General features: G+C 72.8%; 16 protein-coding genes. 4 read left to right on the top strand and 12 right to left on the bottom strand.

Going from position 1 to position 14085, the window contains the following annotated elements:
• The 4 genes from JOD65_RS08425 to JOD65_RS08410 are packed head-to-tail and all read right to left on the bottom strand — an operon-like array spanning position 1 to position 3334.
• Positions 1-1752: a VanW family protein gene (locus tag JOD65_RS08425; RefSeq protein ID WP_191196302.1), complete on the bottom strand. Its 1752-nt coding sequence runs from the start codon at positions 1750-1752 to the stop codon at positions 1-3.
• Between the two features lie 9 nt (positions 1753-1761).
• Positions 1762-2136, bottom strand: a complete 375-nt coding sequence (locus JOD65_RS08420; RefSeq protein WP_191196301.1) for a hypothetical protein — start codon at positions 2134-2136, stop codon at positions 1762-1764.
• On the bottom strand, positions 2133-3035 hold the full coding sequence (gene mshB / locus JOD65_RS08415) for an N-acetyl-1-D-myo-inositol-2-amino-2-deoxy-alpha-D-glucopyranoside deacetylase (RefSeq protein ID WP_191196300.1): 903 nt from the start codon (positions 3033-3035) through the stop codon (positions 2133-2135). The genes JOD65_RS08420 and mshB overlap by 4 nt, the downstream gene beginning before the upstream one ends.
• Positions 3036-3040: 5 nt before the next feature.
• Positions 3041-3334 carry a hypothetical protein gene (locus JOD65_RS08410; protein WP_224747944.1) on the bottom strand — a complete coding sequence of 98 codons (294 nt, stop codon included), beginning with the start codon at positions 3332-3334 and terminating at the stop codon, positions 3041-3043.
• Between the two features lie 41 nt (positions 3335-3375).
• On the opposite strand from JOD65_RS08410, the gene JOD65_RS08405 reads away from it, so the two are divergent.
• Positions 3376-4482: a hypothetical protein gene (locus JOD65_RS08405; RefSeq protein WP_191196298.1), complete on the top strand. Its 1107-nt coding sequence runs from the start codon at positions 3376-3378 to the stop codon at positions 4480-4482.
• A gap of 60 nt (positions 4483-4542) precedes the next feature.
• Here the strand turns inward: JOD65_RS08405 and JOD65_RS08400 are convergent, their stop codons facing one another.
• The 6 genes from JOD65_RS08400 to JOD65_RS08375 all read right to left on the bottom strand — a co-directional run bounded on the left by JOD65_RS08400 (position 4543) and on the right by JOD65_RS08375 (position 11241).
• The gene (locus JOD65_RS08400) at positions 4543-5349 is read right to left on the bottom strand and encodes a thioesterase family protein (RefSeq protein ID WP_191196297.1); all 807 of its coding nucleotides are present in this window, start codon (positions 5347-5349) and stop codon (positions 4543-4545) included.
• 25 nt (positions 5350-5374) lie between these two features.
• The gene (locus JOD65_RS08395; protein WP_191196296.1) at positions 5375-6424 is read right to left on the bottom strand and encodes a family 43 glycosylhydrolase; all 1050 of its coding nucleotides are present in this window, start codon (positions 6422-6424) and stop codon (positions 5375-5377) included.
• A 25-nt stretch (positions 6425-6449) separates the two neighbouring features.
• Positions 6450-7064 carry a histone deacetylase gene (locus tag JOD65_RS08390; RefSeq protein ID WP_204811035.1) on the bottom strand — a complete coding sequence of 205 codons (615 nt, stop codon included), beginning with the start codon at positions 7062-7064 and terminating at the stop codon, positions 6450-6452.
• Positions 7061-8623, bottom strand: coding sequence for a peptide ligase PGM1-related protein (locus JOD65_RS08385; protein ID WP_191196294.1), 1563 nt, complete (start codon positions 8621-8623; stop codon positions 7061-7063). Before JOD65_RS08385 ends, JOD65_RS08390 begins: the two co-directional genes overlap by 4 nt.
• Before the next feature lie 4 nt (positions 8624-8627).
• Positions 8628-9737 (bottom strand): adenylate/guanylate cyclase domain-containing protein, encoded by a 1110-nt coding sequence (locus tag JOD65_RS23960; RefSeq protein WP_191196293.1) that lies wholly within the window; start codon positions 9735-9737, stop codon positions 8628-8630.
• Positions 9738-9933: 196 nt separating this feature from the next.
• Complete coding sequence (locus tag JOD65_RS08375) at positions 9934-11241, bottom strand: cytochrome P450 (RefSeq protein WP_191196292.1); 1308 nt, start codon at positions 11239-11241, stop codon at positions 9934-9936.
• 33 nt (positions 11242-11274) lie between these two features.
• On the opposite strand from JOD65_RS08375, the gene JOD65_RS08370 reads away from it, so the two are divergent.
• Both JOD65_RS08370 and JOD65_RS08365 read left to right on the top strand, forming a co-directional pair.
• Complete coding sequence (locus JOD65_RS08370; RefSeq protein ID WP_191196291.1) at positions 11275-11643, top strand: DUF3054 domain-containing protein; 369 nt, start codon at positions 11275-11277, stop codon at positions 11641-11643.
• Positions 11630-12847, top strand: a complete 1218-nt coding sequence (locus JOD65_RS08365; protein WP_191196290.1) for an MFS transporter — start codon at positions 11630-11632, stop codon at positions 12845-12847. Before JOD65_RS08370 ends, JOD65_RS08365 begins: the two co-directional genes overlap by 14 nt.
• 18 nt (positions 12848-12865) lie before the next feature.
• On the opposite strand, the gene JOD65_RS08360 is transcribed toward JOD65_RS08365, so the two are convergent.
• A complete protein-coding gene (locus tag JOD65_RS08360; RefSeq protein ID WP_307821030.1) occupies positions 12866-13639 on the bottom strand; it encodes an FAD:protein FMN transferase in 774 nt (257 codons plus the stop codon).
• Positions 13636-13899, bottom strand: coding sequence for an FMN-binding protein (locus tag JOD65_RS08355; protein WP_224747943.1), 264 nt, complete (start codon positions 13897-13899; stop codon positions 13636-13638). The genes JOD65_RS08360 and JOD65_RS08355 overlap by 4 nt, the downstream gene beginning before the upstream one ends.
• Between JOD65_RS08355 and JOD65_RS23190 the strand changes: the two genes are divergently transcribed.
• Positions 13898-14062 (top strand): hypothetical protein, encoded by a 165-nt coding sequence (locus JOD65_RS23190; RefSeq protein ID WP_224747942.1) that lies wholly within the window; start codon positions 13898-13900, stop codon positions 14060-14062. The genes JOD65_RS08355 and JOD65_RS23190 overlap by 2 nt on opposite strands.
• The last annotated feature ends 23 nt before the right edge of the window (positions 14063-14085 follow it).

The following is a 14085-nucleotide window of genomic DNA, read 5'->3' as shown; positions in this document are numbered from 1 at the left end:
CTACTCGTCGACCGCGTCGGGGTTGGTGCAGATCACCGTGTCGCTGGGGGTGTAGGTCGTGCTGAAGACCTCGTCGTCACGCGCCTCGGTGTTCTCACCGACCGGCTGGAAGTAGCGCACCACGTCGATGTCGAAGCCGCCGAAGCCCTCGTTCTCGTGGCAGGTCAGCGAGTCGATGCGCCGGGTCTTGTGCGGCGTGAGGTTGTGCCGCTCGCCGGTGGTGGTGGTGATGTCCCAGTACTTCGTGGAGTACATGGTGACGGTCACGGCACCGGAGGACGACGGCGTCGAGTTGGTGAACGAGGTGTCGATCAGCACGCCGTAGGGGGTGTCGTTGCGGAACTGCAGGTCGACGGCGCCCCACGCGACGGTCGCCTCGCGCCCGATCGGGTAGCGGTCGATGTAGAACGAGTGCGGCTTGTGCTCGACGTCCTCGAGCCCGGCGAAGAACATGCCGTTGAACAAGGTGGTAGCCATCTGCGAGACGCCGCCGCCGAGGTCCTGCACGAGGATGCCGTCGTTGATGACGTAGCCCTTGGTGAAGCCGTTGGCCTCGGTGCGCTCGCCGACGGTGTCGTTGAGGGAGAAGGTCTCGCCGGGCTTGAGCAGCGTGCCGTCGATGAGCGCCGCGGCACGACCGATGTTGACGTTGCGGTACTCCGCGTAGGGGAAGTAGGTCGTGAAGGTCGAGACCCGCTCGCGGACCTGCAGCGCGCGGGCCTCCTTGGTGGTGAAGTCGGGCTTGGCCACCGTGGCGGTGAGGGCCAGGGTCCGCTCGCCCTGCGGCTTGGCGACGGCGCCGAGGAAGCCGGCCTCGAGCTCGGCGGGGTCGAAGGTGACACCAGGCTTGGCCGGGACGACCTGCGGTCGGCCGTCCACCAGCGTGACGGTGGCGTCGACCGGTGCGCCCTGCGTGATCCGGGCGCCGACGACCTCGTTGAGCTTCGCGGGGTCGAGGGTCGGCACGAGCTCGCCGTTGGTCGGGACCAGGGTGAGGGCGGCCGTGTAGTCGGCCGGGAACACCTTGACGTTCGAGCCCTCGAACGTCAGCGTCACCGGCGCTGCGACCGCCCGGGACGCGAAGCCGTCGAGGGCCTCCTGGACGTCGGAGGCGTCGATGTCGGGCTGCACCTCGGCCATCGCGAGGGCGACGTCGTCAGGGTCCTCGTCGAGGAACGCACCCCGCAGCGCGGTGAGCGTGTCGCTGGGGTCGAGCGCCCGGCCTGCGCGGGCCTTGGTGGTCTCGATCCGCTCGCCGGCGAAGGCGATCGCCCCGTCGCGAGCCGTGGCGCCGTACTGCTCGTCGAGACCGGTCAGGAACGCGTTGTAGGTGGGCTCGTCGACCTCGACCTCGGCGTCGAAGGCCTCACCACCGGTGAAGTAGTTCCAGAGCCGGACCGGGTCCCAGCTCTCCTCGCCCCCGGCCTCGGCCACCGAGGACTGGTAGTCGACCGAGAGGCCGGCCTGGGCGGGGTCGACGGCCACCTGCTCGCCGTCGACGGTCGTCGCGATGTCGCGCGCGACCCGGTCGGCGAGCCCGGCGCGGAGCCGCTCGGCGGCCTCGTCCTGGGGGTGCCCGCCGATGCGGACACCGGCGACGGTCGTGTTGCGCGGGACCTTGTCGCCGGCGACGTAGTGCGCGGCGACGTAGAGCCCGCCGAACAGCACCACGAGCCCGAGGAGCAGCCACAGCACGACCTTGGCGCCCGCCTTCTCGCGGGGCTGCGCGTCACTGGTCTGGTTCTTCGGCACGCGGCGAGTCTAGGAGGGCAGACCCCGAACTCCCGGATCGTCGGCACTCCCCGGCTGCGCACCCCCGGGCGTACGACGTCCCGCGCCGGCCGTCGCCAGGGCGACCACCAGGAGCACCGCGGAGCCGGCCAGGAACGACCACCCGGCCGCGTCCCCGCTGATCAGGAAGCCGCCGCCCGGACGCTCCAGCGCGCCGCGCAGGACCGGCACGCACCAGCCCACCGCGAACGCCAGACGCACGCCTCCGGCCGGCAGCCAGGCGAGCGTGGCCAGTGCGGCGGCGAGGGCCAGGACGAGGCCCCACCAGCGCTGGTGGACCAGCGTGCCCGCGGCGCCGGACACGAACCCGACGACGAGGGCCGCCAGCCCGTACGCCGCCCTCACAGGCCCGCGAACAGGTCCTCCTCGAACCCGTCCGCGCCCGTCGTGCCGGCGGTGCCCCGCGCCAGGCGGTAGTACTCCTCCGCCCACCACGAGTGGCCGCTCTCGGCACCGGAGAAGAAGTGGCCGTCCTGCTCGACCTGGGTCGCGTGCTTGGCGAGTGCGTCCATCTTCCGCTGGACAGTGGCCCTGCCGTCGACGCGCGCGCTGATCAGCTCGTCGGGCGTCACGAACGGCGGCAGCTTGCCGTCGGGCTCCATGCCCTTGAAGGTCTCGGTGTCGCCGGACTCCCGGAGCTCGCGCAGGCTCTCGCGCATCCGCGACTCGCTCATCGCGGTCCAGTAGATCTTGGCGATGTCGTGCGGCTCGCCGAGCTCGAGCCGGTAGGACGGCACGGCCGCCAGCTGGGCGGCGTACATCGCGACGCGGTGGGCCTGGATGTGGTCGGGGTGGCCGTAGCCGCCGAACTGGTCGTAGGTGACGAGCACCTGCGGCCGCACCTCGCGGATGACCTTCACCAGCTCGTCGGCCGCCTCGGTGAGGTCGGCGTTCCAGAAGGCGTTGTCGGGGATCTCCTCGGCGGGGATCGCGTGTCCCTCCTCGTGCCACGCCATGCCCGAGTCGTGGAAGCGGCCGAAGCCGCCGAGGAAGCGGTGGTCGGTGACGCCGATGACCGTCATCGCCTCGTCCAGCTCGCCGCGGCGGTGCTCCCCGAGCCCGCCCTTCTCCTCGTAGGCGAGGTAGGAGAGCTCGGGCACGAGCACCTCGCCCATCTCGCCGGCGGTGCAGGTCACGAGGGTGACGCCGACACCCTCGTCGACGTAGCGCGCCATGGTGGCGCCGTTGTTGATGCACTCGTCGTCGGGGTGGGCGTGGACGAGCAGCATGCGGTGGTCGGTCATGAACCTCAGCCTAGGTCTGGGCGCTTGATCCGCTTCGGCGCCATCGGGAGGTGCAACGGCGGGAGCGGTGGCCCCTGTTCCCGTGGGCCGTCATCGTCCTCGTCGAGCCAGCCGTCGTGGGTGTCCACGAGCACCTCGAGCATGAAGGCCGGGGCGTCGGAGACGACCGCCCACGGGTGGTCCTCGTCGTCGTCCTCCCCCGCCAGACGCTCGCGCGCGACCTCGGCCTCGAAGCCGTCGGCGCGGAGGCGCGCCACGACGGCCCGTGCATCGTCCTCGTCGAAGAAGATCGCCCTCACGGGGGTCATTCTCCACCGCGACCGCTGGCTAGTGTCGGAGGATGACCACCGCCTCGGAGTCGCCGAACGTCCAGGGCGTCCACCTGCGACGCACCGACGAGAACGTCCGCGAGATCGCGGCCCTCGCCTCGGTGATCGGCGAGCCCACCGGCCTCGACGGGCTGCTCGACGACCTCAAGTACGACGTGCGGCGGGCGCGGGTCGTGCCCCGGCTCCTCGGCCGGGCGGTGCGCGAGGCGTACCGCTGGGACGACTACGACGAGCGTGACGAGCAGTGGTACCCCCAGGGCATCTCCACGAGCGCGGACTCCTCCGACACCGAGGACATCGGGGGTCGCCGGGTCGTGGTGACGACCTGGTACTCCACGGGCAAGGACGGCGTGAAGCGCGGCTCGCGGGTGACCTTCGTCGACCTGGACTCGGGGAAGTACCGCCACGTGCTGCTGGTCTCACCCGTCTTCGACAAGGCCGGCCACCTCACCCTGCGGCCGATGAGCATCCACGCCGGGGGCATCGTGTGGGCCGGCCCCTACCTGCACATCGCCGCCACGAGCCGCGGCTTCGTCACCGCGCGGGTCGACGACATCATGCGGGTGGCCGGCGACGACGACCACCCCGACCGGTTCGGCATCGAGGGCACGTCGCTCTACTCCTACGGGCACCGCTACGTCCTGCCGGTCCGCTTCACCTACCAGGCCTTCGCCGACGAGGGCCACGAGAAGCTGCGCTACTCCTTCATGTCGCTCGACCGCCGCTCGGAGCCGCCGGCGCTGCTCGCGGGCGAGTACGCCCTCGACCCCGACGCGACGACCCGGCTCGCCCGCTACGAGCTCGACCCCGCCACGTGGCAGCTCGCCACCGGCGACGACGGCTTCTCGCGGCCGCTCGCGATCGACGAGGGCGGGGTGCGCCAGATGCAGGGCGCCGTCCTGGCCGCCGGTCGCTACCACGTGACGGTGTCCCACGGTCCGTGGATGCCGGGCAGCATCTTCGCCGGCCGTCCCGGCTCGATGCGCGAGCGACGCTGGGCGCTCCCGATGGGGCCGGAGGACCTGACCTACTGGCCCTCGACCGACCGGATCTGGTCGGTCACCGAGCACCCCCGCCGCCGCTGGATCCTGTCGATGGACCGGCGCTGGTTCGACTGAGCCCGGATCCACCGATCGACGCCGCGCAGCAGGCGAGAGATCGGTGGATCCGGGCTGAGGTCAGGCGCGCGGCTGCATCGCGAGCTGCCGGCTCTGGGCGACGAGGCGGCCGGCGGAGTCCCAGACCTCGCAGTCCTCCTCGAACATCCCGCCGGCGACGTTGCGGGTGCGGTGCGAGACCTTCAACCACCCCGGCGCGGGGACGGCCCGGACGTGGACGGTGAGCTCGAGGGTCGGGGCCCAGCCGGGGCGGCCGAGGTCGAAGGTGACCGGCGGCAGGGCGTCGCACACCATGAGCAGACCGACGGGGTCGACGTCGTGGCCGTCGGCCATCCGGAACCACGCCTGGATGTGGCCGTTGCCGCTCGGGGCGCCCATCGCCCACCCCACGCAGGCCGGGTCGAAGCGCATGTCGAAGCGTCCCAGCAGCGGCGCCATCCGGCGCACGTCCTCGGGGGCGAGGGACGCCGGGACACACTCCTCGATCGGCGGCAGGCTGGGCTCCTCGGCGGTGGTGCCCACGTCGGACGGCATCGCCCGCAGGTCGCCGTACGTCGCCAGGGCGGTGATCCGGGTGGCGCCCTCCTGGCCGAGCTCGGCCGCCACGGTCGCGACCGAGCCGCCCTCGCGCAGCACGCGCGTGGAGACCTGCGCGGGCCCGGGCCGCGAGGCGGAGAGGTAGTAGGCGCTGACCGCCAGCGGGTGCGGCTTGGCCGGCACGGCCTCGGCGATCGCCCTGCCGAGGACGCCGAGGAGGTAGCCGCCGTTGACGCCACCGCCGACCACCCAGCCGGGGTCGAGGTCGGCGCCGAAGAGGCCGTCTCCGGCCGCGGTCAGGGAGGTGTGGGTGTCCCACTCGGAAGCCATCCCCCGAGCCTAGGTCGGGCCCCGGTCAGCGGGCGCGGAGCCAGCGGGTGACCTGCGGCACACCGTCGAGCCAGCCCAGCTCTGCGGCGTACAGCGCCCGCCGCCCTCGCTGACCGGGCTTGTGGTCCCACTTGCCGGTGCCCGCGCAGGGGAGCACGGTGTCGCGGCAGGTCCAGCCGTGCAGGTACGCCGTCAGCTCGCCGTCCTTCCGCTCCACCAGGTCGGCACCACCCGGGCCGCACAGACCGGTGGTCGTGGTGTCGAGGAAGACCCCGCCGACAGCTGCCGTCCAGTCGAGCAGGGCGGTCGAGCGGCGCCACGTCGTCCGGTAGCCGCAGCGGGTCCAGTCGCCCTCGGAGGCCAGCAGCACGTAGCCCTCGGGCCGCAGGGTCAGCACCGGGTTCTCCAGGACGCCCTCGGCCCGGAGCAGCTCCACGCTGGTCGCGCCGGTCTGCACCGACTGGCCGTCGCGGGTCAGGGCCACGACGCGCACGGTGGACGGGATCCGGTCGGTCTTGTAGAGGAGGTACGACGACCCGTCGGCGTCGCGGAAGTAGGACGGGTCGATCACCCCGGCGCGCGGGAGCGTCGGGTCGCGCGGCAGCAGCGGGTCCTGCGCGGTGGGCGTGCCGGCGTACGACGGGCACACGAGCGGAGCACTGCCGACCGGCCGGAACGGCCCGCGCGCGGCACGCGAACGCGCGACGCCGATGCAGCGTCCGTGCTCGCCCATCCCCTTCACCGGGGTCGCGTAGTAGAGGAGCCACTGGCCGCGGACCCGCGCCACGTCGACCGCCCACACGCCGCCCTCGCGCGACCAGGACGGCTTGTGCGTCAGCAGGCCCGGCCCGCGCCGCCACGGCCCGTCGGGCTGCCGCGACCAGGCGTGTGGGACGAGGTCCCCGGTGGCGTAGGCGACCAGGCCGCCGGGCGCGGCCACGACCGCCGGATCGGGGAAGTCGACGTTGAGCACGGGGCGCGGCACCCACTCGTCGGCGGACGCGGGACCGGCGATCGACAGCACGGTCGCGGCGAGCAGCAGCACGAGCAGGCGCGCTGCTCCTCGGTTCGGCACCGGGGGAACCTATCCCGGGGTCGACTCACGCGGGCAACATTCGACGGAGCGTCGGCACGGTCCAGCGGAGAGCGACCCCGTCGGCGCTCGCGAGGTAGGCGACCCGGGCGTCCGCGTCGAGCCCGAACCCGTCGGCCAGGCCCTCGAGCATCGTGCGGACGTACGACGCCGACGGGGCGTGGGCCGGCGGGACGCTCGAGCCGGTGAGGGTGAGCATGCGGTGCCCGTCGAGCTCACCGACGTCGAGCAGGACGTCGTACGTCCGCGAGAGCCCGTGACGGGTCGGGCGCCTGTCGGGCGCGAGCACGAGGTCCGCGCCCACCGGCTGCCGCACCTCCTGCGCGACGAGGTCGCCGAGCTGCTCGAGGCGCAGCAGGTAGGCACGCGCGTGGACCACTCCGCCGGCGTCGCTGGTGAAGAACGCCATGCCACCTCCCCACACGCTCGACTCACCGGCGAAGGTGAGGCGGCCACGCAGCTCGACGGGTCGGACGTCCCGTGGCGGAGAGGGGTCGCGGCATCCGTCGTAGCGGCGCTCGGCTCCCGAAGGACGTCCACCGGAGAGGTAGCAGCCCAGCCGGACCGTCGACAGGTTCGTCCCGTAGGCGGCGTACCAGACGAACGGCCCGCCGCCCGTCACCTGGGGAGCATCCCCGGCGTGCACGCCAGCTCGGCCTCCTCCAGCAGCGCCTTCGTGGCGTCCTGGTAGGTGTCCCAGGCCTGCTCGGGGCTGTCGCCGATCGCCGTCATGCCGAGCCGCCCGCACTCGGTCACGCAGCTGATCATGTGGAAGACGACACCGGTCTTGCGCGAGTGGTCGAAGTGCAGTCGCCGGCGTGCCACCACGTCGAACACGTCGCGCGGGGTGAGCGCCATCAGGCGTTCGTCCTCGAGGTGGTCGGTCGCAACGAGGAACTTCGCGGACCCCGAGGCCGCACGGTAGAGCCCCTCGTCGCCGTGGTACTGGCCACCGACCAGGTACTGCAGGGTGAGGAAGGGGTGGGTGGTGCCGCCCTTGCGCAGGTTGAGCTCGATCGCGTAGGCCGTCCAGTCGTCCGCGGCGTCGCGGACCGTGACGAAGTCGACGGCGAACCGACCCATCACGCCACGCTCGGCGAGGTCGCGACCGACGGCCATCGCGGGGTCGGAGATCAGGCGGGAGTACGCCGGGTCGGCCGGGAACACGCACCCCAGGTACTTCTGCCCGCTCGCTCCGCCGAGCAGCTGGTCGTGGGTCGACAGCAGCTCGACGGTGCGGTCCGGCAGGACCCGCATCTGCACGCTGGGGCTGGTCAGCGCCGTCCCGGTGATCCGCTCCTCCACCACCCCTCCGAGACGCTCGAACCCTGCGAGGAACTCGTCCACGCCGAGGCCAGAGGCCTCTGGCTGCAAGCTGTGGATCCGGGCGCGCACCGCGGACGCCTCGTCGGGGTCGCCCGGCGTCGGCAGCCCCGACAGGTCGACGAGCGCGTTGCCCGACCCGGACACGCCCTCGTTGATCTTCACGATCACCTCCGTCAAGGACGGCAGGTCGGCCCGCATCGGCGCCACCGCGGCCGCGAGGTCGTCCACCGACCGGAGGCCCTCGGCCCCCGCCGGCGCGCGGACGCCGACGTCACTGAACAGCCGGCGGCACCCGGACTTGCTGCCCAGCGGCGCGAGGCGCGGGTCCGCGCCGTACATCGGGATGCCGAGGCTGATCGCGACGTCGCGCTCGAGCTCCGTGGTCGTGTAGGGAATCAGGTGGCTGGCGGACCGGTCGGGGACCAGGTCGCGGATCCGGTGAAGCACGCGGGGCCGCTCCAGCACCTTCTGGCTCAGCGGCCGCGCCGACGCGTCGCCGACCGACACCAGGAAGAGCCGCCGGCGGGCGTTGCTGGGGATCACCCCGGGCAGCAGGCTGAGGTAGTAGTCGACGATCTCGTCGGCGATGGGTGAGGACGTGACGTAGACGAGCCGCAGCATCGGTTGTCGCAGCAGCAGCAGCTGGAACAGCGCGCGCTCCTCCATCGCCTGCATGAGCGTCCCGCTCGTCGCCGTCGTTCCCTCGAGGCTGACGGACGGCACCACGACCGCCGACTCCTCGGGCCGGTCACGCTGTATGGCGTCCCACACCTGAGGCAGCCGTTGCTGGAGGAGGTCGAAGGCGGCGTAGCGCTCCTCCTCGTCCAGGTCCGCCAGCGTCGTCGACGCGTCCATCCGCCTACCTCCCGATCGTCCCCGGCAGCACGTCGTGCACCCGTACGGGTCGGCTGAAACCCTTCGGCTGCACGTCGCCCACGACGTCCGCCGCCACCTTCTCCTCGACCTGCGCCAGCACGCGGTCGGTGACCAGCACCTGCCACGGGCCCGCGTCGGAGCAGAGGCGAGCCGCCAGGTTGGTGACGCTCCCGATCGCCGCGTAGTCCGAGCGACCGGGATACCCGATCCGGCCCAGCGTCGCGAAGCCCTGCGCGACGCCGATCCCCAACGACAGGTCGTGGCCCCGACGCGCCCAGCCCGTGGCGAGGCGTCGTACGTCCTCGCGGACGGCCAGCGACATCGCGATCGCCGCACCGGCCGCGTCGGGCACAGGCACGGGATCGTTGAAGAAGACCATCACGCCGTCGCCGGTGAAGCGCTCGAGCGTCCCGCCGTGATCCTCGATGCGTGCCCCCAGCGCCAGGTGGAACTCGCCGAGCACGTGCATCACCTCCTCCGGCTCGGAGGCTTCGGCGAAGGACGTGAAGCCGCGGAAGTCGCAGAAGACCACGACGATCTCGCGGCGGTGGCTGGCCAGGAGACCTTCGTCGTTGACGACGACGTCGGCCAGCTGCGGCGACAGGAAGCGGCGCAGCCGACCCATGCGCTCGATCTCCTCCACCTGCGCGGTCACCCGTTCCTCGAGCTCGCGGTTCCATGCGGCGAGCTCGGCGGCCTGCCTGCGCACGGTGTCGTGGTAGCCCTTGATCCGCGCGAGGGACCGCACCCTGGCCAGCAGCTCGGACTGGTCGAAGGGCTTGGTGATGAAGTCGTCAGCCCCGGCCTCGAGCCCCTCCAGCCGCTGGGCGCCACCGCCGGCGGTGATCATCACGACCGGCAGGAACTCGGTACGGGGGTCCTGCCGGATCCGACGGCAGACCTCACAGCCGTCCATGCCCGGCATCTGCACGTCGAGGAGGACCACGTCGACCGGGGACGACCGGAGGAGGTCGAGCGCCTCCTGCCCGCTCGTCGCCGTCAGCACGTCGTAGCCCCGGGGCGAGAGCACCGCGTCGAGGAGGCGGAGGTTGGTCTGCTGGTCGTCCACCGCGAGCACGGTCTGCCCGGTCACGGTGCGCCCCCTGCCAGGATCTCGCGCGTCGCCGCCGCCTGCTCCTGGACGTCGTCCGACCTGCGGTGCACGTCCGCACCGCTGCCGGCTCCCGTCGTCGGGCCTTCCTCCATGGCACCGTCCCTGCAGCGCCCCCGCTTCTCGAGTGTCTCCCCGCCGTCCGCGACCGGCAAGCCCCGAATTGGGGAAGGGTGGTTCAGGGTCGGAGCGTGGCCGGGAGCGTCTCGAAGCCGCGCAGGATGCGGGTCTCCCGGCGACGAGCGCCCGGCTCGAGGCGCAGGTCCGGGAACCTTTCCCAGATCGCGCGCAGCCCCACCTCACCCTCCATCCGCGCGAGCTGGGCACCGAGGCAGTGGTGACGGCCGGCCGAGAACGAGATGTGGTCGCGAGCGTTGGCTCGGGCGACGTCGAAACGCAGCGGGTCGGCGAAGACCTCGGGGTCGCGGTTGGCGCCGCCGAGGATCGCGGTGACCATCGAGCCCCCGCGCACCTCCTCGCCGGCGACCTCGGCGTCGCGGACCGCCATCCGGCCGGTGAGCAGCACCGGCGGGTCGAGGCGCAGCGCCTCCTCGACGACGTTGGGCCACAGCGACGGGTCGGCGGTGACGCGGGCCCGCTCGGCGGGGTGGTCGTGGAGCAGCGCGATGCCGTTGCCGAGCAGGTTGACCGTGGTCTCGAAGCCTGCCGCGAGGACCAGCCCGGCCGTGGCCTTCAGCTCGGTCTCGTCCAGCCCGCGGCCCTCCTCCCGGACGGCGACCAGCTGGCTGAGCAGGTCGTCACCGGGGGTACGGCGGAGCGTCTCGAGGTGCCGGCCGAGCCAGGCGTCGAACTGCGCGAGCGCCCGGGCGACGGAACGGTAGCGCCGGAACCCGAGCCCCAGGTCGAGGCTCGGTGCGGCCGCCGCGCCGAAGTCTAGGACCTGCGCGCGCTCCTCCTCGGGCACCCCGAGGATCTCGGCGATGACGGTGACGGGCAGGACCGAGCAGTAGGTGTCGACGAGGTCGACCGGACCTGAGGCCCTCCTCTCGAGGGTGTCGAGGAGGTCGGAGGCGATCTCCTCGGTCCGTTCGCGCAGCCGCTCCACCGCGCGCATGGTGAACACACGCGTGACGAGCTTGCGGTAGCGGGTGTGGTCGGGCGGCTCGGTCACCAGCAGCGACGGCGGCTCGACAGGGTGGAGCGTCGTCGGCGCGGCCCAGCGCGAGATCCGGCCCAACGCGCCCTGGGCGGTCGGCAGCCCGGTGCGGAAGTCGTCGCTGGTGAGGACGTGGCGTACGGCGGCATGGCCGGTGGTGACGTAGCCGATGCCCGAGCGGTAGAGCGGGCCCTGCGACCGGATCTCCTCGACCAGGCCGAAGACGCCGTCCGTGCCGGTCGCCCCGAGCCGGATGAGCCGGGCCTGCAGGTCGCCCTGGGCGGCCGCCCGACGGAGGTACAGCGTCGGCAGGCCGTGGGCGACACCCCAGTGGACCGCCGACCTGAGCTCAGTGGTGGGGGCCGCCATGACCCGAGGGTAGTGCTGCCTAGGCTGGCCGGCATGTGGCTCGCGCTCGACCTCCTGCTCGTCGCCGTCTTCGCGGCGATCGGGCGGTTCAGCCACTACGACTCGCTCACCGTCGCCGGCTGGTGGACGACCGCGTGGCCGTTCCTCGCCGGCACGCTGCTCGCCTGGGCGGCCCTGGTCGCAGCGAGGAGACCGCCCGCCGCCCTGACGTCCGGACTCTTCGTGTGGGTGGGAGCGCTGGTCGGTGGCATGGTCCTGCGACAGGCCAGCGGCCAGGGCACCGCGACCGCGTTCGTCGTGGTCGCGACCCTGGTCCTGGGCGCGTTCCTGGTGCTGCCCAGGGTCGGCGCGAAGCTCGGTGCGAGGACCGTCGCGGGGGTCGGTGCACGTGACCGACGCTGACGCCCGCCCACGCGGCGCCGTACGCACCACCGGCCTCGCGTTCGGCATCCTGTTCGCCGCCGTCGTCCTCGTCTCGGTCAACCTGCGTCCCGGCGCCTCGTCGGTCGGACCGGTGCTCGAGGAGCTGCGCACCGGGTTGGGCATGAGTGCGGCGGTCGCCGGAGCCATGACCGGTCTGCCCGGCCTCGTCTTCGGCCTCGTCGGGGCCGTGTCTGTGGCCTTCGCCCGCAAGGTCGGGATGACCGCCGGCATCACGATCGGTCTCGCCGCGGCAGCGCTCGGCCTCCTCCTGCGCGTCACGACGGGCAACGTCCCCCTCTTCCTGCTCCTCACCGTCGTCGGCCTGGCCGGGATGGCCGTCGGCAACGTCCTCGTGCCGGCATGGATCAAGGCCCACGGGCACGCCGTCGCGCTGATGACGGTCTACGGCACCGGACTCGTCGTGGGCGCCACCCTCAGCTCCGTGCTGACCGCGCCGGTCAGCGAGGCAGCCGGGTCGTGGCGGGCCGGCCTCGGCATGTGGGGTCTCCTCGCGGTGGTCGCCCTCCCGCTGTGGGGATGGCTGACCCTCCACGAGCGGCGCTCCCCCGCCGAGCACCAGGTCAGCGGCGACGCCGCCCCCAGCGGGCGGATCATCCACTCACCCACCGCCGTGGCACTGACGGTGCTCTTCGGCGTCCAGTCGATGCACGCCTACGTCCAGTTCGGCTGGCTCCCGCAGGTCTACCGCGACGCCGGGATCTCGGCGTCGCACGCCGGTGCGCTCCAGGCGCTGCTCTCGAGCGTGGGCATCGCCGGCGCCCTGGTCCTGCCCACGATCATCCAGCGCGGTCGCGGCCTGCGCGCGATGGCGGTGTCGTTCGGGGTGATGCTCGCCCTCGGCTACACCGGCCTCATCGTCGCGCCGGCGACCGTCCCTTGGGCCTGGGCGCTGATGCTCGGCTACTCCGGGCTCGCGTTCCCGACGGCCATCGCGCTCATCGCCGCCCGCACCCGCCACCCGTCGGTGACCGCCCAGCTCTCCGGCTTCGTGCAGCCCGTCGGGTACGCGCTCGCCGCCGCCGGGCCCTTCCTCGTCGGCCTCGTCCACGAGGCCACTGGTGGCTGGACGCTCATCCTCGTGCTGCTCGCCCTCACCTCGGTGCCGCTGACCATCGCAGGCGTGCGCGTGGCGCGACCGACGTACGTCGACGACGAGATCTGACGCGGGCAGCCCGGCCGCTCACGCCACCGTCTCGACGCGGCCGTCCGCCCACACCACCACGCCGGTGCGGAGGCGTGAGCGCAGCCAGCCCGGGCCGTCGACCCCGAGGGCGAGGGCGGTGGTCGCGTCGACGTCGACGCTCGTGAGCGAGGCGCCGACGACCGTCACCGAGGCGAGCGCCGTCGACGGCACGCCCGTCCGCGCGTCGACCACGTGCCCACCGCGGTGCGCCGACCCGGAGGTCGCGACGGCGCCACGCAGGAGGGGAACCCGCGCCACCAGTCGCGTGGGGTCGTGCGGGTCCTCGACGCCGACCACCCACGGCTCGCCGTCGGGATCCGTGACGTGGCAGACCATGTCGCCGCCGGCCGACAGGCACACGTCCGTGCCGGGCAGCGCCAGCAGCGGAGCGATCGCACGGTCGACCGCCCATCCCTTGACGACCCCGCTCGGATCGAGGCGTCGTACGCCGTCCGGGTCCGTCAGCCACACGTCGAACGCCCCGTCGGAGGACGCGCGCGCGTCGTCGCCCAGGCGCATCACCTCGGCGACCGCCGGGTCGCACTGCTCGAGCGTGAGGTCGCCCCGGCCCAGCCGCGAGACCTGGCTGTCGGCACGCCAGGTGCTGAACACCGCGTCCACCCACCGCAGCTCGGCCAGCGCCTCCTGCCACGCCGCCTCGGCCCGGTCGTCGCGGGTGTGCGTGCCCCGCAGCGCGAGACTGATCGGCATGCCCATCACGTGCTCGACGCGACGGACGACCGGGGCGACTCCGGCCCCCACCGCGGTCACAGCCCCGCCTGGTCGAGGGCGCTCTGCAGCGACTGCAGGTAGCCCTGGCTGGTGTAGGTGGCGCCGCTGACCATGGAGATGCCGCTGCCCTGCGCGTCGAGGGTCTCGTTGATGAGCTGCGGCAGGGCGTACTGGTTGATCTGCACGCTGTGGCCGTCCTGGTCGGGGTACCGCAGCACGGTGACGTCGGTGATCGTCGACCCGTCGACGGCGACCCGGACCTGCACCGGGCCGTAGGGCGTGCCGACACTCTCGCCCATGACGGTGGACGCCGGGGTCGAGGACTGCCCCGCGGCGGACCCCGACGCGGATCCCGAGGCCGATCCCGACGTGGACTTCGTCGCAGCCTGTGCTCGCAACGAGCCGGAGATCGCGTTCTCGGGGGCCGCGGTGGCCATCACCGACGAGGTGGAGGTGTGGTAGCCGAGGAGGGCGACCAAGGCGGA

Source organism: Nocardioides cavernae, assembly GCF_016907475.1.
Taxonomy (GTDB): Bacteria; Actinomycetota; Actinomycetes; order Propionibacteriales; family Nocardioidaceae; genus Nocardioides; species Nocardioides cavernae.
The sequence above is the reverse complement of the archived record's forward strand: the minus strand, read 5'-3'. Positions and strand labels throughout refer to the sequence as shown.

Excerpts from the sequence above, each read along its gene's own strand:
- mshB (WP_191196300.1), bottom strand. The coding sequence starts at position 3,035 with ATGACCGACCACCGCATGCTGCTCGTCCACGCCCACCCCGACGACGAG.
- JOD65_RS08405 (WP_191196298.1), top strand. The coding sequence starts at position 3,376 with ATGACCACCGCCTCGGAGTCGCCGAACGTCCAGGGCGTCCACCTGCGA.
- JOD65_RS08400 (WP_191196297.1), bottom strand. The coding sequence starts at position 5,349 with ATGGCTTCCGAGTGGGACACCCACACCTCCCTGACCGCGGCCGGAGAC.
- JOD65_RS08385 (WP_191196294.1), bottom strand. The coding sequence starts at position 8,623 with ATGGACGCGTCGACGACGCTGGCGGACCTGGACGAGGAGGAGCGCTAC.
- JOD65_RS08375 (WP_191196292.1), bottom strand. The coding sequence starts at position 11,241 with ATGGCGGCCCCCACCACTGAGCTCAGGTCGGCGGTCCACTGGGGTGTC.
- JOD65_RS08370 (WP_191196291.1), top strand. The coding sequence starts at position 11,275 with ATGTGGCTCGCGCTCGACCTCCTGCTCGTCGCCGTCTTCGCGGCGATC.
- JOD65_RS23190 (WP_224747942.1), top strand. The coding sequence starts at position 13,898 with ATGACGGTGGACGCCGGGGTCGAGGACTGCCCCGCGGCGGACCCCGAC.
- JOD65_RS08355 (WP_224747943.1), bottom strand. The coding sequence starts at position 13,899 with ATGGGCGAGAGTGTCGGCACGCCCTACGGCCCGGTGCAGGTCCGGGTC.